The following is a 19469-nucleotide window of genomic DNA, read 5'->3' as shown; positions in this document are numbered from 1 at the left end:
CGAAACCCGTCCTCCGACCAGGGCATGACGTCCTGAGCCGGACGCCTCGGCGGCCGGTTCGGCGCGCACGGCCGAGGTCGTTCCCTTACGAGTTGGTCACCGCAGCCGCGTTGCCGCTGTTGAACCCGACGCCCCAGACAGTGGACGTGCCGGGAAGGACGGTGATGCCGTTGACCCGCGTCCCGGTCGGCAGGGTGGCGAGTTCCCAGGCACCGCCGCTGTACCGGTACAGGTTCGGGTCGCCGCCTGGGCTGCCCGCGACCCACGGCGTACCGGACGCGTCGACCGCGAGGTCGTAGAGGATTCCGGCATTCTCGGGCGCGGGGACGACGGTCCACGCGCCGCCGCTCCAGTGGGCGAGGTAGCCGTTCATGATGACCCAGACGTCGTCCGCCGCAACCGGGACGACCTTGGTGATCCAGTCGTTGACTCCGGCCGGAAGCTCGGGGGGCGTGACGCTCGTCCAGGATGTGCCGTCGAAATGCGCCAGGGCCGGCAGCGAATGGTTCCCGGCATCGGTGTACCGGTCACCGACGAGCCAGGCGTCGGTCGCCGTACGTGCCTGCACATCGTTGACAGAGCGCATTTCCTCGGGAATCGGGACCGGCGTCCATGCGCTGCCATTGCGCCGGTGAACGGAGCCGGGCCCGTTGTACAGCCACGTTCCGGCAGGCCCCGTGCTGACTCTGTCCCCTTCGGAATGGACACCGGCCACACGCTGGAAGGCCGATCCGTCGAACCGCCCGAGGTAGCCGGGCGTGTCCCCCCAGGTGCGGCGGGCGGAGATCCAGGTCTCGGCGCCATAGGTCGAGATGGTGCCGATCCCTCCGTCTCCCGACCATCCCCTCAGCGGGTACTCCTTCCAGGACGAGCCGGTATAGCGCCGCACGACCGGATTGCCGTTGTAGGGCTCGCAGTGGTCGAACAGCGGAATGCAGTAGGCGCCCTGGGACCCTCCGGCCCAAACGCCGCCCGTCCCGTCCGGGGTGACCTCGTTCAGCCCCGCGTCCGGCCAGAGGAACGGCAGCGAGACGGAGTGGAAGTCGGTGACGGCGGCCTGCGCCGTCCCGGGAACGGCGACCAGAGCGGCGGTCATCCCGACCACGGCGACCATGATTCGTTTCATGCCAGCACTATGAAGCCCCACACGCAATCGCGCCAGTGTTTACTGACACCTTCTCGGCCGCACGCCGTCCATCCCGTGTCTCAGGCGGGCTCCGCGCACTCACGCGTCAACGAACCCACCTCGAAGTCCTGGGCGTTTCGAGGGGCCGGACCGACTATCCGCACACCCTGCCCTCCGACGGCCGGAAGCGGTCGCGGCTCCAACATCCCCCGCACGTCCACGCCAGCTCATCGGCGAATCCCCCGGCATGGACGAGACCGAACCGACCATCCTCGCGGCCCGCTTCTTCGGCTGGAACCGCCGCGGCCCCGACATCGGCCGTGCCTTCGCCGAGGACCTCCTGAAACTTCGGGAGGAGGGGCGGATCGACGGGCTTCCGAACCGCATCGTCCTGAGGTGAGGGCGCCGGGCTTCAGGGCTCCATGGCTGCTGCGTGTTCGTCGGCTATTTCGGCGAGGGCCTTCCGCGCTTCCTCGGGGAGGTTCTGACGGGCTGCGGCCCAGCGGGTCCAGGCGGGCAGGACCGCCTCCAGAGGGAAGCGGGTCGGTGTGAGGAGGAGCTGATCCAGTTTGGCGGGGCTCACGCGCAGGGGCCGGCCGAGGTCGTGGTCGCAGCCGTGGTCCACGATCCAGCGGACAGGCTCGGCGGGCACGTCAGGGTGGTCGTTGAGGAACTCGGCGACGAGCGCTCGGCGGGCCTCCTCGTCATGGACGGGGACGGGTTCGAGGACGCCTCCGAGCGGGAGGGCGCGGATGCGGCAGAGCGCCGCCGCGCGGTCGCCGCCGAAGTTCTCGCTCACCGGGGCGTCCGCGGTGGTGTTGGCGAACGCGGTCTCCATCAGGGCACGGGCCACGGCGGGGTCGATGGGCTCCAGGACGGCGGCGGGTTCGGTGGAGGCCTGCGCCTTGAGCTCGCTGAGCACCAGGTCCGGCTGGTCGGCGAGGTAGGCGTCCTTGGCGATCCGGCCGAGGGAGTCGTCGATCAGGACGCAGAGGGCGTCCCGGCCGGAGTCGCGGGAGAAGAGGCAGATGATCGAGCGCTGGTCTCCGTAGATGTCGCAGTAGGTCCAGCATTCGCCGGGTTCGGCCGTCCCGATGGTTCCCGCCCAGGACGGGTCGGGGACGCCGGCTGCCGACAGGTCGTTCGCGGCCTGTGCGGCGCGAGCGGCGAACGGGGGCGGGGCCAGGACGGCGAAGGCGCGCAGGAGGGCGAGGGCCTGCGGGGTGCGGCGGTCGGCGGCGCGTTCGATGAGGCCGCCGCAGAAGACCTCGTCGATGTCGGCGTCGATGAGTTCCTGCCCCCACCAGGCGCCCATCATCTCGGAGAAGAACAGCTCCGCGTCGAGGGCGTCGGCCTCGCTCAGGAGTTCGTCCGGGATGCCGCCGACCATCGAGTCGAGGAGTTCGTCGAGGGGCACCGGTTCGGGGTCCGTTTCGGAGAACAGGCGGAGCAGTTCTCCGGCCTGGTGGAGCGGGTGGGCTTGGAGGCCCGGGTGCGCGAATTCCGGGTCGAACGTGCCGATGTCCAGGACGTCGAGGACGCGGGCCGCCTTCTGCTGCATCGTCGATTTGCTGACCTCCAGCAGGGCGGAGATCTCGTGGGCGGACTTGTGCAGGGGGTGCGATCCGTCGCCGAGGAAATTGACGCGGCCCATCGCGTAGACGATGCCGGCCGCCCAGATGCGCAGTTCGCCGCGGGCGAGGGGCGACGGGCGCTTGCGGGCGAGTTTCGCGGTGGCCGTGCGGCAGAGTTCGGCGAACGCGGTGTCGAGGTGGCCGAGGCAGAATTCGTCGCTGATCGCGACGATGCCGGACGCCTTGACGCGCATGGCCTCGGGAATCCGCTCCGCGGCGAGCCACTCGTCCGCGCCCAGGAGTTCCGCGCGGAGTCTCCGGTCGGCGGCCGCCGGGTCGAAGTCCGCCGGGTCGTGGCCGCCGCCCGTCCATTCCAGGTAGAGCCCGTGGTCCTCGTGGGAGGGGTCGGCGAGCGCCTCGAGCATCGTCGCGTACCCGATCGGGCCGCCGCTGTCCTCGGGCGGGCAGGCGCCGGCGCCGTCCAGCAGCCGCGGGTAACGCGCCTCGGGGTCGGCGGCGAGGGTCTCCGTCATGGCGATCTCGTGCCGCCAGCCGTCCCCGAAGTCGTAGAGGTACTCGAAACGGGGTGCGGCCTCGTCGAGGGTCACGCGGGCGGCGTCACCGATCTCCAGCTCGGGGTCGGGATCGCCGAACCGTCCTCCAGACGTCTCGAAAACGTGCAGGTGACCGTGCAGGTCCCAGCCCATCGCCTGCTGGACGACCGGGTACAGGCCCGCGAGGGTCGTCTCGGCGGGAACCTCCACCGTCCGCCAGACGGGGACCGGCATGTCCAGCAGCGTGATCGTGATCCGGTGAATGCGCACGGCCCCATGGTTCCGCAGCGCCCGGCCCGGTGAGGCCGTTTCGGCCCGTCCGCCGGCGGAGGTGGTGTGGCTGAGCGGTCGCTAGCGGTTCGCCTCTTTCAGGAGGGCGAGGGCCGTGGCGGCCATCGGCCGGGCATGGGCCTCCGTTTCTCCCCACTTCTTGCTGGGCGCGTTGAAGGACACCCGTATCACGACGTTGCGGTCACGGGCATCGATCTGGAACCCGTTCGGGACGGGAGTGCCGATCGCCTCGTCCCCCAGCCCGCCGATCGGGCGCGCGTCGCGGTCCCCGAGCTTGTCCATTTCCGCGGCCGCGATCGCCGCGCCCGACTTCAGTGCGGTCGCCGCGTATCTCGAGTAATGCACGTCCACCCTGACCAGTCCGGTGAACGCCGCCCAGGACGCCGTGGACTGGTATGTGAAGACCCCGGCGCCGGTGCGGTCCCAGCCTCTGTCCGTTTCGATCTTCAGTTTGGACGCGATACGGCGGTCCAGCCCCTCGGTGGCGTCCAGGACCTTGGCCGCGTGGGGCACGACCTCGTACTCGCCGCGACCCTGCATGTTCGGCAGCACGACGGCCCATGCCAGACCCCCGCCCACGGCCACCGCCACCACGGCCAGGAACACCCCGAGGACCACGAAGATCTTCCTTCGCCGCCGGGGAGCCCCCGCGCTCTTCCCCGGACCCGCCTCCGCACCGCCGACCGCCGCCTCGACCATGATCGACCACCTCCCGTACGGCGATCTTGGCAGCCGCCGCATCTCCGCTCCACCGATTGTCCGTAATACGCGAAATAGGCGCCGAAACCCCGTCCACGCCGACGCCGGTGCTTGGTGACACGTCGGTGACGGCGCTCTCCCCCGCCCGGCCGAAGCACCCCACCCGCAGAGCGGGTCTTCGAGCGCGGACGTGCAGAGCGGCGGTCGTGTACGCGTTGCCGCAGTCGTCAGCCATGGCTGCGGGCGTGATCGTCCTACGGCTGGTTGGTCATGGTCAGGGGGCCTCCGCCTGGGGTTGTGGCTGCGGCGACCATGGTGCCGGGTGTGGTGGAGACGGGGGTGTAGTCGAAGCCGCCGCGGTTGCGGGGGCCGGTGCCCGTTTGGGCGGGCATGGGGGTCGAGTTCCAGGTGTCGCCGTCGAAGCGGTAGAAGAGCGCGCCGGGCTTGGTGGGGTCGGTGCCCGTCCAGAGGGAGCCGTCGTCGGCGATGCGGTAGCCGAGGTAGGCGGACGGGGGTTTCGGGATCGCCGTCCACGCCCCGCCTCGGCGGAGCATCAGGTCGGCCTTGCCGGGCCCGCTCAGGAGGACGCCGCTCGGGCCGGCCGTCAGGAGGTCGGTGTAGCCGTCGGGGACGTCCGGCTCCGACCACGCGCTGCCGTCCCAGCGGGAGATGGCCGGTCCGTAGGGGCCCAGGCGGCTGCCGTCGGCCCACAGTTCCGTGTCGCTCACCGCGTGGATCCGGTGGATGAAGGCGTCGATGTCATAGGTGGTCCAGGTGCCGTTCTGCCAGCGGGCCAGGCAGCCGTTGACCGCCCAGACGCCGTCGGCCACGGCTTCGAGCTGGAGGTAGGTCGCCGTTTCGCACGATTCGGGCAGCGTTACCCGCGTCCAGCGGGAGCCGTCCCAGCGGGCCAGGTAGCCCTGGCCCATCTTGCTGCCGGAGAGCCAGACGTTTCCGGGGGTGGACGCGTCGATGTCCTGGATCTCCAGGTTCCAGGCGCCCGGCGGATTGCGGTTCAGCCATGAGGAGCCGTTCCACTCGCGGACGATCGCGTTGGAGCTGCAGACCGAGCCCGCGCCCATGAAGGGCCACGACCAGTCCACGCAGGAGTGGCCCTCGAAGCCCGCCGCCCAGATGTCCTGCGGGCCCGGCGCGGTGACGTCGGTGAGGCCGCTCTCGGGCCAGAGGCCGGACGGGGCGTCCGTCGTCCGCCACGGGCGTTCGGCCGCGTGGGCCGGGGCCGCCAGCCCGGCGACGAGGGCGGCGACCGCTCCGATCATCCATGCGCGCTTCATGGCGATCATGGTGCTGGACGCCGCCCCGGCGGCGCTTGTCACAACCGTGACAGGAAATACTGGCAAGTTTGCGCTACGGCGCGGGTCGCGTTGTCAGAAGGTGCAGGGAGGGATGTCGGGGACGGGCTGCTCCGCCCAGGTCGGCGAGACCGAGGAGGCCGGGAACCATCCCCAGCCGTCGTTCTTGTAGCGCTCGTCGCCCTGGGTGTAGAGCCAGGTCTTTCCCTTCCCGCCCGGGTTCGCCGCGCCGTCGGCCTGGCAGACGAACCAGTTGCTCGACGACTTGATGTAGCCGGTCCTCGTCCCGGCCGTCGGCTGGAGGAAGAGCGGTCCACGCCGCGCGGTGCGGCAGGACCAGGTGTCGAACAGGCGCCCCTCGGGGTCGGTCACCTGCTTGCCTTCGAACGAGCAGCGCTGCGCGGCGGGCGACTCCCCGGCCGCCGCGTCCGCCGACGCCGAGGGGGTGGCCGGACCGGACGAACCGGAGAGGTTCGACGCGATGAGGATCCCGGCGACCAGGGTGACGGCCAGGCCGAGCGCGCCGATGCCCACCCACAGCGGCCACCCCTTGCGGGTGCGCGGCCCCGGCGGGGCCGACTGCCCCAGCGGCGGCCCCATCGGCGGCCCCATCGAGGCGGACGGCCCCATCGCCGATGGCCCCATCGCGGTTGCGCCCATCGGCGGCGGCCCCATCGCGGACGCGCCCACGGCAGGCGCACCCATCGGAGGACCCATCGCAGGCCGGCCCATGGGGACCGGGTCTACGGCAGGCCCGCCCATGACCGGCCCGCCCATGACCGGCCCGCCGATGGCAGGTGCGCCCATGGCGGGTCCATAGGGGGGCGGGGTCGCGGCGGGCGCAGAGTTCTCAGGGGCGTCCGCCTGGTACGCGTCGACCATCCGGGTCGCCTGGGCGGGCAGCCAGTCGCCGAGCGGGGCGACCTCGCCGGCCAGGCCCAGGCGCCGCAGCACCTCCGCCGGCGTCGGCCGCACGGCCGGGTCCTTCGCCAAGCACGAGGCCACCAGGTCGCGCAGCCCCGACGGCAGCTCCGACACGTCCGGCATCTCGTGGACGATCCGGTACATCAGCGTCTGGGCCGGGCCGTCGCCGAACGGATGGACGCCGGCCGCGTGGCACAGGACCGTGCCCAGCGCGAAGACGTCGGCCTGCGGGCCGACGGCGGCGCCGCGGATGTGCTCGGGCGCCATGAAGCCCGGCGTGCCGATGGAGCCGCCCGGCACGGTGAGCGACGTCCCCTCCAGCGCCTGCGCGATGCCGAAGTCGATGACGCGCGGACCGTCCGAGGCGAGCAGGATGTTGGACGGCTTCAGGTCGCGGTGCACCAGCCCGGCGGTGTGGATCGCCTCCAGCGCCTCGGCGAGGCCCGCGCCGAGCACGCGCAGGGAGCGTTCGGGCAGGGCGCCGTGCTCGGCGACGACGGCGGCGAGGGACGGCCCCGGCACGTACGCGGTGACCAGCCACGGCGGGTCGGCGGCCAGGTCGAGTTCGACGACCTGCGCGGTGTGGAAGCCGCCGACCCTGCGGGCGGCCTCGGCCTCGCGGGCGAAGCGGTCGCGGAACTGCCGGTCGGCGGCCAGGTCGGGCCGGATGACCTTCACCGCCACGGCGCGCCCGCCCGGCGAGCTGCCGAGGAAGACCTCGCCCATCCCTCCGGAGCCGAGGCGCCCGGTCAGCCGGTAGCGGCCGATCGTCTGCGGATCCTCCGGACGCAGCGGTTCCATCGCTCTCCATTTTCCCGGCACCCGGACCGATGCCGGCGTCGCCCACCCGGTTTCATTGGACATGGACGATACCGGTGGCGGCGCGCGGCGGGCGTCCCGAACCGGGTGTCAGCGGGCCGTGGGGCGGGGACGGGCGCCGAGGGCGGAGACGAGGGCGCCGGCGAGTCCCTTGGCCGAGGCGGCGAGGACGGTCGTCCAGTCGAAGTAGTCGCGCCACAGGGTGATGCGGTCGTCGTGCACTTCGAAGGTGCCGCAGACCCAGAACTCGGCGCGCCAGGCGCCCCGCTCCAGGACGTCGGTGCGCTCGGTCAGGACGGCCGGGCCGTTCGCGGCGATGGTGTGGACGCGGGCCTCGAAGCCGGTGCCGTAGCGGGCCATGCCGCGCAGCGTCCTCTCGACGGCGGGCAGGCCGCGGGCGGGCGGCAGCGGGACGTTCTGGTAGACGATCCCCGGCGCGGCGTAGGCGAGCGCGCGGTCGATGTCGAGGTCTTCGAGCGCGGCGAGGAAGTCGGTGACGATCTGGATCTCGGTCATGGCGCTCCTCCGAGGTGGGGAACACCACGGTAGTGCGGGAGAATCCGGGCATGCGGTTCGGCATCCTGGGAGCGGTCGAGGTTCGGCGCGGGGACGACGTGCTGCCGGTGGGCGGGCCGACGGTGCGGGCGCTGCTGGCCATGCTGGCACTGGACGCGGGGCGCACCGTCCCGACCGAGCGGCTCATCGACGGCCTCTACGGGGAGGAGCCGCCGAGCGGGGCGGCGAACGCGCTGCAGTCGCAGGTGTCGCGGCTGCGGCGGGGGCTCGGGGACGCGGCGCTGGTCGAGGGCCTGCCCGCCGGGTACCGGCTCAACGCCGAGCGCGACGACGTCGACGCGCACCGGTTCGAGCGGCTCGCCGGGGACGCGCGGCGGGCCGCGACCGCCGCGGAGGCGGCCGGGCTGCTGGAGGAGGCGCTCGGCCTGTGGCGCGGCGCCGCGCTCGCCGATGTGGGCGCCCCGTTCGCGGCGGCGCGGGCGGCGCGGCTGGAGGAGGCGCGGGCGTCGGCCGTCGAGGGCCTCGGGGAGGCGCGGCTCCGGGCGGGCGATCCCGAGGCCGCGGTCCCGGTGCTCCGCGACCTGGTGGACGCGCAGCCCCTGCGGGAGCGGGCGCGGGCGCTGCTGATGCGGGCGCTGCACGGCGCCGGTCGGCAGGCGGAGGCGCTCGCCGTGTTCGAGGACGGGCGGCGGGTCCTGGCCGACGAGCTGGGCGCCGACCCGTCGAAAGAGCTCGCCGAGGTGCATCTGAAGATCCTGCGCGGCGAGGAGGGGGCCGAGCGCGTCCGGCCGAACCTGCCCGCGCAGCTCACCAGCTTCGTCGGCCGCGAGGAGGAGCTGCGGCGCGTCGGGAAGATGCTCGCCGGCGGCCGGCTGGTCACACTGCTCGGGCCCGGCGGCGCGGGCAAGACGCGGCTGGCGATCGAGGCGGCGGAGCGGGAGGACGGCGAGGTCTGCTTCGTCGACCTGGCGCCCGTCGTCGCGGACGAGGTGCCGAAGGCGCTGCTCGGCGCGCTCGGGCTGCGCGCGAGCGGCATGCTGCCCGCGCCCGGAGAGCCGTCGCCGGACGCGGTCGAACGCCTGGTCACGGCCCTGGACGGACGGCGGATGCTGCTCGTCCTGGACAACTGCGAGCACGTCGTCGCGGTCGTCGCGCGGATCACGCACCGGCTGCTGAGCGCCTGCCCGCAGCTGCGGGTGCTGGCGACCAGCCGGGAGGCGCTCGCGATCACGGGTGAGGCGCTGCGGCCGCTGCCGCCGCTGGAGGTGCCGCCGGACGGCGTCCCGGCCGCGGAGACCCAGGGGTATCCGGCGGTGCGGCTGTTCCTGGACCGGGCCGAGGCCGTCCGTCCCGGATTCGCGGTGGACGAGGGCAACGTCGGCGCCGTCCTGCGGATCTGCCGGGCGCTGGACGGGCTGCCGCTGGCGATCGAGCTGGCGGCCGCGCGGCTGCGGTCGCTGCCGGTGGCCGAGGTCGCGGCGCGGCTGGACGACCGGTTCCGGCTGCTGTCGCGCGGGAACCGGGCGGCGGCGCCGCGGCACCAGACGCTGCGCGCGGTCGTCGAGTGGAGCTGGGGCCTGCTGGACGAGGACGAGCGGACCCTCGCCCGGCGGCTGACGGTGTTCTCCGGCGGGATCACGCTGGACGCGGCGATGGGCGTCTGCGGCCTGGACGACGCCGACGAGCTGCTGGTCGAGCTGGCCGACAAGTCGCTCGTGCAGAGCGACGGCACCCGGTACCGGATGCTCGACACGGTCCGCGCGTTCTGCGCCGAGCGGCTGGCCGAGGCGGGCGAGCGGGAGGAGTTCGAGCGGGCCCACGCGGAGTACTTCGCCGACCTGGCCCGCCGCGCCGACCCGCACCTGCGCGGCGGCGAGCAGCTGGCCTGGCTCGATCTGCTCGCCGCCGACCACGGGAACCTGCACGCGGCGCTGCGGTGGTCGGTCCGGGCCGACCCGGCGCTCGCGCTCCGGATGATCGCGTACCTGTCGTGGTACTGGTGGCTGCGCGGCCGGGTGGAGGGCGCGGCGCTGGCGTCCGAGCTGCTGGACGCGGTCGGCGCCGACCCGCCGGACGGTCTCGACGAGGAGTACGTCCTGTGCGTGACGAACGCGGTGTCGGGCGGCGCCACGGGCGAGCGGGCGGTCGCGTGGCTCGACCGGGCCGCGGCGCTGCTGCACGGCATCGACCGGCAGGTGCGGTATCCGGTGGTGGTCGTCATGTGGGCGCTCACCGCCGGTCCCGGCCGCACCGACAACACGGTGTTCGCCCGGCAGGTCGGCGACGATCCGTGGACGCGCGCGCTGGTGCGGATGAGCGACGGGTTCGTCGCCCAGTCGGCCGGCGACATCACCGCGACGGAGCAGGCGTGCCGCGAGGCGCTGCGGGGCTTCCGGGCCTGCGGCGACCGGTGGGGCATCGCCAACGCGCTCGACACCCTCTCCCAGGTGGCGGGCTGGCGCGGCGACCACGCCCGCGCGGTCGCGCTGCTGGACGAGGCGCTGGACCTCGTCGGGCGCCTCGGCGCGCTGGAGGACACCGCCGACCTGCTCTACCAGCGGGCGCACATGCTCATCCGGAGCGGGACGCCGGACGCGGCGCGCGCCGGGTTCGAGCGCGGGATCGAGCTGGCGCGGCGGGCGGGGACCCCGGACAAGATCGCCGCCGGCTACCACGGGCTCGGCGACGTGGCGCGGCTGCGCGGGGACGCGGCGCAGGCGCGGCGGCTGTACGAGACGGCGCTGACCGGCTACACGTCCGAGCGGTTCATCGCCGTCGCGACGCGGGGTCCGGTGCTGATCGGGCTGGCCTGGCTGGCGATCGCGGAGGGCGACACCGGACGGGCCCGCGAACTGCTGCGGGAGGCGCTGGACGGGTCGTTCGACCACCCGCTGTACCTCTACCGGACGGCCGCGGCGACCGCGCTGGCCGGGGTGGCGGCCGCGGAGGGGGACGGGGATCGCGCGGCGCTGCTGCTCGGTGTCGCGAAGGCGCTGCGCGGCATCCAGGCCGTCGGCGACGCCGATGCCGAGCGGGTGGCGGCGGACGCCCGCCGCCTGCTGGGCGACGCCGCCTACGAGCGGGCCTTCGCCGAGGGCGCCGCGCTCCCCTCCGACCGCGCCCACGCCCTCCTCACCGACAACTAGAACTCCGTTCACCTGCGGCGTGTTGTTGTTATCGGGGGCGCCATAACAACAACACGCCGCAGGTGAACGAGGTTCGGTGCTGACGGCGGGCGGGGGGCGCTGTCAGCGGACGGTGCGAGGACGGTCAGCGCGTCCCGCGACCGTTGCGGGCATGAACTCCTCAGCCCGCAAATGGGGCACGTTCGCGATCTGCCTGCTGGGCGCGCTCGTGCCGAACATCGACCTGACCGCGCTGAACCAGGCCGTCCCGCACCTCAGCGCGGACCTCGACCCGTCCGCCACCCAGATCCTGTGGATCGCCGACGCCTACGGGTTCACGCTCGCCGGCCTGCTGATCACCATGGGCGGCATCGGCGACCGGATCGGGCACAAGAAGCTGCTGCTGATCGGCGCGGCCGTGTTCGCCGCCGCGTCCGCGGTGACCGCCTACGCGCCGAGCGCGGAGCTGCTGATCGCGGCGCGCGCGCTGCTCGGCGTGGCGGGGGCGACGCTGATGCCGTCCGGCCTGTCGCTGATCCGCCGGGCGTTCCCCGAGCCGAAGGAGCGGACGGCCGCCATCGGCGCGTTCAGCGGCGTCGCCGGCCTCGCCGTCGGCCTCGGCCCGGTCGTCGCGGGCGCGCTGCTGGACCACTTCTGGTGGGGCTCCGTCTTCATGATCAACGTGCCGATCATGGCCGTGGTGCTGGTCGCCGGCGCCGTCGTGCTGCCCGAGTCGCGCAACCCCGTCCCCGGCCGGCTGGACCTGCCGAGCGTCCCGCTGTCGGTTGCCGGCGTGCTCGGCGTGGTGTACGCGATCAAGGAGGCCGCCGCGCACGGCCTGGACGAGACCCGGATCTACCTCGCGCTGGCGGTCGGGCTGGCGGCGCTGGCCGCGTTCATCGTCCGGCAGACCCGGGTGGCCGAGCCGCTGATCGACATCCGGCTGTTCCGCCGCGCCGCGTTCGCCGGGTCCGTCGCCACCAACATGATCGCGATGTTCACGCTGGTCGCCCAGTCGCTGATCTTCTCGCTGTTCTTCCAGCTCGCGCTCGGCTGGTCGCCGCTGAAGGCGGGCCTGGCCGGGCTGCCCGGCGCCGTCGGCGCCATGATCGGCGGCGCCGCGCTCGCCCCGCCGCTGATCAGTGCGATCGGCCGCGCCCGCGTCGTCGCGACCGGGATGCTGGTCTCGGCCGGCGCCTTCTCCCTCTACCTGGTCGTCGGCCTGCACTCCTCGTACTGGACGGTGATGCTCCCGGCCATGCTGCTGGCCGGGCTCGGGATGGGGCTGGCGATGACGGTCACCGCCGACACCGTGCTCGCGTCCGTGCCGAAGGAGCGCTCGGGTTCGGCGTCGGCGATCGCCGAGACGGCGACCGAGCTGGGCGGCGCGCTCGGCATGGCGATCCTCGGCAGCGTCCTGACCGCGGTGTACCGCAACGTCCTGGACCTGCCCGCCGGCCTCCCGGCCCCGGCGGCGTCCGCCGCCCGCGACTCCCTGGCCGCCGCCCTGCAGGCCGCCGCGCGGCTCCCCGGGTCCCTCGCGGGGCAGGTCGCCGAGGCCGCGCGGGAGGCCTTCGTGACCGGCATGCACGCCGCGCTGGTCCTCAGCGCCGTCTTCGCCGCGCTGGTGGCCGTCTTCGCCCTGGTGACGCTGCGCAACGTCCCCAAGGTCATCGAGGACGCGGAGGAGGAGCCCGGCCTCGTCCCCGCGGCCGAGCCCGCCCCCTGAGCCCGCCCGGCGTCCCCCTCCGCTGGTAAATGTGATATCACTTTGCCATGTTGATGATAACCAAGGAGGAGGACGACATGGCGGACACGGGGGCCGCGGTGCAGATGCCGCGACCGAAGATCGAGGAGCGGCCGGCGCGGGACCGCGGCGGGTGGACGATGCTCGGCGTCGGCGTGCTGTGGATCGCGGTGGGCGGCGCGGCGATCGGCCTCGGCGTCCTGGCCGGCGGGGGCGCCGCCATCGCCACCGGGGTCACGGTGGGCTCGCTGCTGGCCCTGGCCGGGCTGATCGTCCTGGCCGGGCTGACGCCGGTCGCGCCGGGCGAGGCGCGCGTGCTGCAGCTGCTCGGCCGGTACTCGGGGACGGTCCGCACCGACGGGCTGCGGTGGGTGAACCCGCTGACCGAGCGGCGCAGGGTGTCCACCCGGATCCGCAACCACGAGACGGGCCTGGCCAAGGTCAACGACCTGGACGGGAACCCGATCGAGATCTCCGCCGTGGTGGTGTGGCAGGTCGCCGACACCGCGCGGGCCGTGTTCGAGGTCGACGACTTCGTGGAGTTCGTCGCGTTCCAGACGGAGGCGGCCGTCCGGCACATCGCGGGCAGCTTCCCCTACGACGCCGCCGACCGGACGTCGCTGCGCGACAACGCCGACGAGATCACCGCGCAGCTGTCGGAGGAGCTGGCGCAGCGGGTCGCCTCCGCCGGCGTGGTGATCATCGAGTCGCGGATCACCCGGCTGGCGTACGCGCCGGAGATCGCCCAGGCGATGCTGCGCCGGCAGCAGGCGGGCGCGGTCGTGGCGGCGCGGCAGCGGATCGTCGAGGGCGCGGTCGGCATGGTCCAGCTCGCGCTCGACCGGCTGGACGAGGAGAACGTGGTCGACCTGGACGAGGAGCGCAAGGCGGCGATGGTCAGCAACCTGCTGGTCGTGCTGTGCGCCGACCGGGACGCCCAGCCGGTGGTCAACACCGGCACCCTCTACCAGTAGCCGGAACCAGTGGCGGAACGGAAGAAGATCCTGCTGCGGCTCGACCCGGCCGTCCACGACGCGCTGGCCCGGTGGGCGGGCGACGAGCTGCGCAGCACCAACGCGCAGATCGAGTTCCTGCTGCGGCAGGCCCTCGCCGACGCGGGCCGGATGCCCGGGTCGGCGGGACGGATGCGAAGGCCCGGGCGCCCGCGCAAGGCGGAGCGTCCCGGGGACGGGGAAGACGGGAACGACCCGCCGGAGGGCGGGGGCGAGGATTAGCCATGGTCGAGGTTCCGGAGTCGCTGCCGGCGCGCATGTACCTGCTGGCGTACGACCTGAGGAAGCAGAGGATGACCAAGGGCGGCGCGCGGCTCGGCTACGTGCTGCGCGCCGCCGCGCTGACCGAGCTGTACCTGGACGGGCGGCTCGGCGAGGAGCGGCGCAGGCCCGTCCCGGGGACGCCGGGCGACGACCCGTACGGGGTGCTCGCGCAGATCGCCGCGTCGCGGCCCCGGTCGTGGCAGCACTGGGTGCGCAAGGACGCCAGGCCGATCGTGGCGGCGGTGCGCGAGGAGCTGGTGCGGGACGGCTGGATCCGGGTGCGGGGGCGCCGGATCCTCGGGCTGTTCCCGCACCGGGAGGTCACCGTGAAGGATCCGCGGGTCGTGAAAGCGCTGTGGGGCGGGGCGTCGTCGGCGCTGCGGGGGCGTCCGGTGGCGCACGTGAACAGCTACGACGCGGCGGCGGTGGCGCTGGCGGCGGCGGGCGAGCTGACGTCGGTGCTGCCGGGCTCGGACCGGCGGCGGCACCGGCGCCGGATCGAGGAGCTGACGGCGCGCAGCGGGCCGGCGGCGCCCGCCGTCCGGAAGGTGATCCGGCAGCTGAACGCGGCCGCGGCGAGCGGCTGACGGCGCCCCGCCCCCCGCCATAGCGGATTCCTACAAGATCCGGGCCTGCGGGTTTGTATCGGGCGCCACCGGCGGCGGGGGCGGCGGCGCCCATAGCCTTCTCGGACATGGATCCCGAACGGCTTATCTACCCGCTGATGAAGTACGTCGTCTTAGGACCCGCGATGCGCGTCGCCTTCCTTCCCCGGGTGAGCGGTCTGCGGCACGTCCCGCGGATCGGCCCGGTGATCCTCGCCGCGAACCACCTGGCGTTCCTCGACTCGTTCGTGCTGCCGCTGATCGTGCCGCGGCGGGTCCACTTCCTCGGCAAGCACGAGTACTTCACCGGGGCCGGGATGAAGGGGCGCGCCACCGCGACGTTCTTCCGCAGCGTCGGCGCGATCGCGGTCGACCGGTCCGGCGGGCGGGCGGCGCTCGACGCGCTCGACACCTCGGCGGCCGTGCTGGACGGCGGCGGCGTGTTCGCGATCCACCCGGAGGGCACCCGCTCCCCCGACGGGCGCCTCTACCGGGGCCGGACGGGCGTGGCCCGGCTGGCGATGCGGACCGGCGCGCCCGTCGTCCCGGTCGCGATCATCGGCACCGACCGGGTGCAGCCGCGCGGGCGGGCCGTCCCGAAACCGGGCCGGATCGGGCTGCGGATCGGCCCGCCGATGGACTTCCGCGGACGCGACGACGGCGTCCCGCGCGGGAAGGCGGCCCGCCAGGTCACCGACGAGATCATGGAGGCGATCCAGGCCCTGTCGGGACAGGACTACGTGGACGACTACGCGCCGCGCCCCGATGTTTGAGCGTGACCGAAAGGGCACGTTTTAGGGGGACGGACGGAGATGATGTGGAAATCAGCCTGGACCTCCAGCTCCCCCGGGACGCCGCGAGCGTCCCGGCGACCCGGAGGCTCCTGGACGCGGCGCTCACCGCACTCGGGGTCGAGGACCACATTCGCGACGACATCGAGATGATGCTGACCGAGGCGTGCACCAACGTGATCAAGCACGCCGAGCACGGCGCCGACTACACGGTGCGGGCCACGATCCAGGACTGCCGCTGCGTGATCAAGGTGATCGACTCGGGCACCGGGTTCGACGCCGAGCGCGTCCCGCGGCCCGAGCTGTCCGCCGAGCACGGCCGCGGCCTGCTGATCATGCAGTCGCTGGCGGACGACGTGCGGTTCTGCTCGTTCCCCGAGGACGGCGCGCTGGTCTCGCTGGAGAAGCGGCTGACCTACGGCGAGGACAGCCTCGGCGGGCTGCTCACCGCCGACAGCCGCGTCCCGGTCGCGGTCGGCGCCGACCCGGAGGCCGAGGAGTTCACCGGCCGGCTGTTCGAGCTGGCGCGGGCCGGCGACACCCGCCGGCTCGTCGGCTACGTCGACGCCGGGGTCCCCGCGAACCTGGCGAACGACCGGGGCGACACGCTGCTGATGCTCGCCGCCTACCACGGGCACCCGGAGACCGTCCGGGCCCTGGCGGCGCGCGGCGCCGACCCCGAGCGCGCGAACGACCGCGGCCAGCGGCCCCTCGCGGGCGCGGTGTTCAAGAAGGAGGCGGGGGTGGTGCGGGCCCTGCTGGACGCGGGCGCCGACCCGCGGGCGGGGTCGCCGTCCGCCGCCGACACGGCCCGGATGTTCGGCGACGCCCGGTTCCTCGCCTGGTTCGACGAGGCGGCTCCCCCGCCCGCCTGACCCACCGGCGGCCTCACCCCCGCCCCATCGGCTCAGTGGCGCACGCGCAGCACGAGCACGGCCACGGCCAGCGCGGCGGCGGCGAACACCGCGCCGGTCGTGAACGCCGCGTCCAGCCCCGGCAGGACGTCGCGGCCGGACACCGCCGAGCCGTAGACGGTGACCATGGCGGCCGATCCCAGCGACCCGCCCGTCCACAGCATCGTCTGCGCCACGCCGGACGCGGCGCCGGAGTGCTCGGGGTCGACGCTCGCCAGGATCGTCGCGTTCAGCGGCATGATGGACAGGCCGCCGCCCGCGCCCATCAGCAGGAACGGGACGAGCAGCCCGGTGGCGTAGCCGTCGCCCGCCGAGAGCCGCGACAGCCAGAGCAGGCCGGCGCCGACGAGGGCGGCGCCGGCGATGACGAGCGTCCGGGCGCCGAGGCGCGCCATCAGCCGCGGCGCGAGCCGCACGACCGCGAACTGCACGCCGACCATCGGCACGAACGCGGCGCCGGCGCGCAGCGGGCCGTAGTGTCGGACGTCCTGCAGGTACTGGGTGAGGAAGAAGAACGCGCCGAACATCGCCGAGGTCAGGCAGAACTGGGTCAGGTAGGAGGCGGCGCGGTCGCGCCCGGTCAGCAGCCACAGCGGCATGACCGGCTGCCGGGCCCGCCTCTCGATCGCCAGGAAGGCGGCGAGCAGGACGGCCGCGGCGCCGAACGCCGCGAGCGCCGGCCGGTCGCGCCAGCCGTCCTCGCCGACCCTGATCAGGGCGTAGACGAGCGCGGTCATGCCGAGCACGGACGCCGCGGCGCCGCCGAGGTCGAACCGGCCGGGGCGGCGCGCGGTCTCGGCGAGGACGCGCGGCGCGACCAGCAGCAGGGCGAGGCCGACCGGGACGTTGACGAAGAACACCCAGCGCCAGGAGCCGGCCTCGGTGAGGACGCCGCCGGCGAGCATGCCGACCGCGGCGCCGGCGCCGGTCACCGCGGAGAAGACGCTGAGCGCCCGGACGCGGGCGGCTCCCTGGAAGGTCACGGCGATCAGCGCCATCGCGCTCGGCGCGGCCACGGCGGCGGCGACGCCCTGCGCGGCGCGGGCGGCCAGCAGCCACCAGCCCGCGTCCGCGAGCCCGCCGAGCAGGGACGCGGCGGTGAACAGCGCGATGCCGGCGGCGAAGGTGCGGCGGCGGCCGAACACGTCCCCGGCGCGGCCGCCGAGGAGCAGCAGGCCGCCGAACGCGAGCATGTAGGCGTTCTGGATCCAGGCGAGGCCGCCGGTCGACAGCCCCAACCCCCGCTGCACCTCCGGCAGCGCGATGGTGACGACCGAGGTGTCCAGGGCGATCATGAGCTGGCAGCCGACGATGACGGACAGGGCGGTTCCTGGGCGATGATGGGAGGCGGCGGCGCTCCCCGGAGCGGTGGGCTCCGGGAGTGCGGCCGTCCGATGGTCGGACGAGGTCAAGGCGGGACCTTCCCGGAATTTAAGGAACGGCGAAGTACACTATGTGGGGAACGTACCACCGGTTCGCGCAAAAGAGAACGCTTGCGTTCACTATTTTGGGGAGCGGGTCGTGACCCCGGCCACCCGCCGCCGCGGCGGCGACCTGGAGGCGGCGATCTTCGACGCCGTGTTCGCGCAGCTGGAGACGGTCGGCTACGCCAAGCTGACCATGGAGGGCGTCGCGACCGCCGCGCGCACGGGGAAGGCCGCGCTGTACCGGCGGTGGAAGTCCAAGGACGAGCTGATCACCGACGCGCTCAAGCACGTCCTGCCCGAGCCGCCGACCGCGCCGGACACCGGCACGGTCCGCGACGACCTCCTCACCATCCTCACCTGCACGCGCGACACCCTGCTCGCCTGCCGCGGCGCCGCGTTCAAGGTGCTGAAGGAGGAGTCGGGCGACGGCAAGGGGATCGTGCACGAGGTCGTCCACGACCGGCTGTCGCAGCCCGTCCGGGAACTGCTCTACGCGGCGCTGGTGCAGGCCGCCGAGCGCGGCGAGATCCGGCCGGGGGCGGCGACCCGGCAGATCGCCAACGTCGGCCCGGCCGTGATCATCTACCACAACCTCGTCGACGGCGGCCCGCTCGACGACGCCTACGTGGCGTCGGTCGTGGACGAGGTGATGATGCCGCTCGTCCGGCCGTGAACGCTCGCCCGGCCGGCTAGAAGGCCAGCTCGTCCTTGCGCGGCGCGCCGTTCGCGCGGGACGGGTCGTCCAGGGCCACGCGGTGGTGCCAGTAGGGCGGCGCGATGCCCTCCTCGCGGAGCGTCCGGTGCAGGCGCTTGAGGAACTCGTGCTTGATCGCGAACTGGTCGCCGAACTCGCTGGACCGCAGGATCACGTGGAAGCCCACGGTGGCGTCGTTGAAGTCGTCGAACCGGACCAGGACGTTGGAGTCGGCGACGCCGCCCTGGACGTCCTTCATCACCTCGTGGCCGACGCGGACGAGCAGCTGCTCGACCTCGTCCAGGTCGACCTCGTAGTGCACCTTCGCGTACACCAGCACCGACATGTCCTGCGCGGGGCGGTGGTAGTTGGTGAGGATCGTGTCGGAGAACCGCTGGTTCGGGATGACCTCGATGTTGTCCGACAGCGTCCGGATGGAGGTGTTGCGCCAGTTGATGTCGACGACGTAGCCCTCCTGGCCGGTGGCCAGCTTGATGTAGTCGCCGGGCTCGATCGTCTTGGACGCGAGGACGTGCACGCCCGCGAACAGGTTGGCGAGCGTGTCCTGCAGGGCCAGCGCGACCGCGAGGCCGCCGACGCCCAGCGCGCCGAGCAGCGGCGTGATCGACACCCCGATGCTCTGCAGCATGACCAGGACGCCGATGCCGAGCACGATCACCCGGGTGATGTTGGCGAAGATCGTGACGTTCGCGGCGACGCCCTGCCGGGCCATCGCGATCGAGGTCACCGACGCCGCGATCAGCCGGGCCAGCGCCAGCGAGACCACCAGGATCGTGACCGCCGTCAGCACCTTGGCGATCACGTCCAGGGTGCCGCGCGGCAGTTCCAGGACCTTCGCCGCCGTCCACAGGCCGAGCAGCACCGCGAGCGGCATCGCCAGGTCCCGGACGAGGCGGGCGGCGAGGTCGTCCCAGGCCCACCGGGTGTCGCCGGCGCGCCGGGTCAGCCGCCCGGTCAGCAGCCGCAGGAGGACCGCGATCGCCAGCGCGGCCGCCATCACGACGGCGGCGACGACGACGCGCGTCCAGCTCAGGTCGCCCAGGGTGCCCATG

The 19469-nt window shown here is 73.6% G+C and carries 17 protein-coding genes; 9 read left to right on the top strand and 8 right to left on the bottom strand.

The features are described from left to right. Positions 1-85 precede the first annotated feature (85 nt). A complete protein-coding gene (locus ABFX46_RS16140; protein WP_346042968.1) occupies positions 86-1126 on the bottom strand; it encodes a beta propeller repeat protein in 1041 nt (346 codons plus the stop codon). Between the two features lie 247 nt (positions 1127-1373). Between ABFX46_RS16140 and ABFX46_RS16135 the strand changes: the two genes are divergently transcribed. After that, a complete protein-coding gene (locus tag ABFX46_RS16135) occupies positions 1374-1526 on the top strand; it encodes a hypothetical protein (RefSeq protein ID WP_346042966.1) in 153 nt (50 codons plus the stop codon). 12 nt (positions 1527-1538) lie between these two features. On the opposite strand, the gene ABFX46_RS16130 is transcribed toward ABFX46_RS16135, so the two are convergent. The 5 genes from ABFX46_RS16130 to ABFX46_RS16110 form a co-directional block, all read right to left on the bottom strand. After that, entirely contained in the window at positions 1539-3524 is a 1986-nt protein-coding gene (locus ABFX46_RS16130; RefSeq protein WP_346042965.1) for an IS1096 element passenger TnpR family protein, read from the bottom strand. A gap of 81 nt (positions 3525-3605) precedes the next feature. Next, positions 3606-4244, bottom strand: coding sequence for a hypothetical protein (locus tag ABFX46_RS16125; RefSeq protein WP_346042964.1), 639 nt, complete (start codon positions 4242-4244; stop codon positions 3606-3608). Positions 4245-4498: 254 nt separating this feature from the next. Continuing rightward, positions 4499-5539, bottom strand: coding sequence for a hypothetical protein (locus ABFX46_RS16120; RefSeq protein WP_346042962.1), 1041 nt, complete (start codon positions 5537-5539; stop codon positions 4499-4501). 93 nt (positions 5540-5632) lie between these two features. Then, the gene (locus ABFX46_RS16115) at positions 5633-7282 is read right to left on the bottom strand and encodes a serine/threonine-protein kinase (RefSeq protein WP_346042960.1); all 1650 of its coding nucleotides are present in this window, start codon (positions 7280-7282) and stop codon (positions 5633-5635) included. Between the two features lie 108 nt (positions 7283-7390). Beyond that, positions 7391-7816 carry a limonene-1,2-epoxide hydrolase family protein gene (locus ABFX46_RS16110; protein WP_346042958.1) on the bottom strand — a complete coding sequence of 142 codons (426 nt, stop codon included), beginning with the start codon at positions 7814-7816 and terminating at the stop codon, positions 7391-7393. 50 nt (positions 7817-7866) lie between these two features. Here ABFX46_RS16110 and ABFX46_RS16105 point away from each other — a divergent pair, with 50 nt between their 5' ends. From ABFX46_RS16105 to ABFX46_RS43530, 7 genes are all read left to right on the top strand, one after another. Then, a complete protein-coding gene (locus tag ABFX46_RS16105) occupies positions 7867-10962 on the top strand; it encodes an AfsR/SARP family transcriptional regulator (protein WP_346042956.1) in 3096 nt (1031 codons plus the stop codon). Between the two features lie 151 nt (positions 10963-11113). Beyond that, a complete protein-coding gene (locus tag ABFX46_RS16100) occupies positions 11114-12670 on the top strand; it encodes an MFS transporter (RefSeq protein ID WP_346042955.1) in 1557 nt (518 codons plus the stop codon). Positions 12671-12747: 77 nt separating this feature from the next. Further along, positions 12748-13662, top strand: coding sequence for an SPFH domain-containing protein (locus ABFX46_RS16095; RefSeq protein WP_346042953.1), 915 nt, complete (start codon positions 12748-12750; stop codon positions 13660-13662). A gap of 9 nt (positions 13663-13671) precedes the next feature. Continuing rightward, entirely contained in the window at positions 13672-13923 is a 252-nt protein-coding gene (locus tag ABFX46_RS16090) for a hypothetical protein (RefSeq protein ID WP_163059770.1), read from the top strand. Between the two features lie 2 nt (positions 13924-13925). Continuing rightward, a complete protein-coding gene (locus ABFX46_RS16085) occupies positions 13926-14552 on the top strand; it encodes a GOLPH3/VPS74 family protein (RefSeq protein ID WP_346042951.1) in 627 nt (208 codons plus the stop codon). 107 nt (positions 14553-14659) lie between these two features. After that, on the top strand, positions 14660-15343 hold the full coding sequence (locus tag ABFX46_RS16080) for a lysophospholipid acyltransferase family protein (RefSeq protein WP_346042949.1): 684 nt from the start codon (positions 14660-14662) through the stop codon (positions 15341-15343). Positions 15344-15387: 44 nt separating this feature from the next. Then, on the top strand, positions 15388-16236 hold the full coding sequence (locus ABFX46_RS43530; protein WP_428831266.1) for an ATP-binding protein: 849 nt from the start codon (positions 15388-15390) through the stop codon (positions 16234-16236). A 32-nt stretch (positions 16237-16268) separates the two neighbouring features. On the opposite strand, the gene ABFX46_RS16065 is transcribed toward ABFX46_RS43530, so the two are convergent. Continuing rightward, positions 16269-17687: an MFS transporter gene (locus tag ABFX46_RS16065; RefSeq protein WP_346042947.1), complete on the bottom strand. Its 1419-nt coding sequence runs from the start codon at positions 17685-17687 to the stop codon at positions 16269-16271. A 109-nt stretch (positions 17688-17796) separates the two neighbouring features. On the opposite strand from ABFX46_RS16065, the gene ABFX46_RS16060 reads away from it, so the two are divergent. Beyond that, entirely contained in the window at positions 17797-18375 is a 579-nt protein-coding gene (locus ABFX46_RS16060) for a TetR/AcrR family transcriptional regulator (protein WP_346042945.1), read from the top strand. A gap of 16 nt (positions 18376-18391) precedes the next feature. Here the strand turns inward: ABFX46_RS16060 and ABFX46_RS16055 are convergent, their stop codons facing one another. Beyond that, a complete protein-coding gene (locus ABFX46_RS16055) occupies positions 18392-19468 on the bottom strand; it encodes a mechanosensitive ion channel family protein (RefSeq protein ID WP_346042943.1) in 1077 nt (358 codons plus the stop codon). Between the last annotated feature and the right edge of the window lies 1 nt (position 19469).

Origin of the sequence: Actinomadura chokoriensis (genome assembly GCF_039529475.1) — a bacterium.
Classification (GTDB): Bacteria; Actinomycetota; Actinomycetes; order Streptosporangiales; family Streptosporangiaceae; genus Spirillospora; species Spirillospora bangladeshensis.
This window is presented reverse-complemented; position numbering and strand designations above follow the sequence as displayed.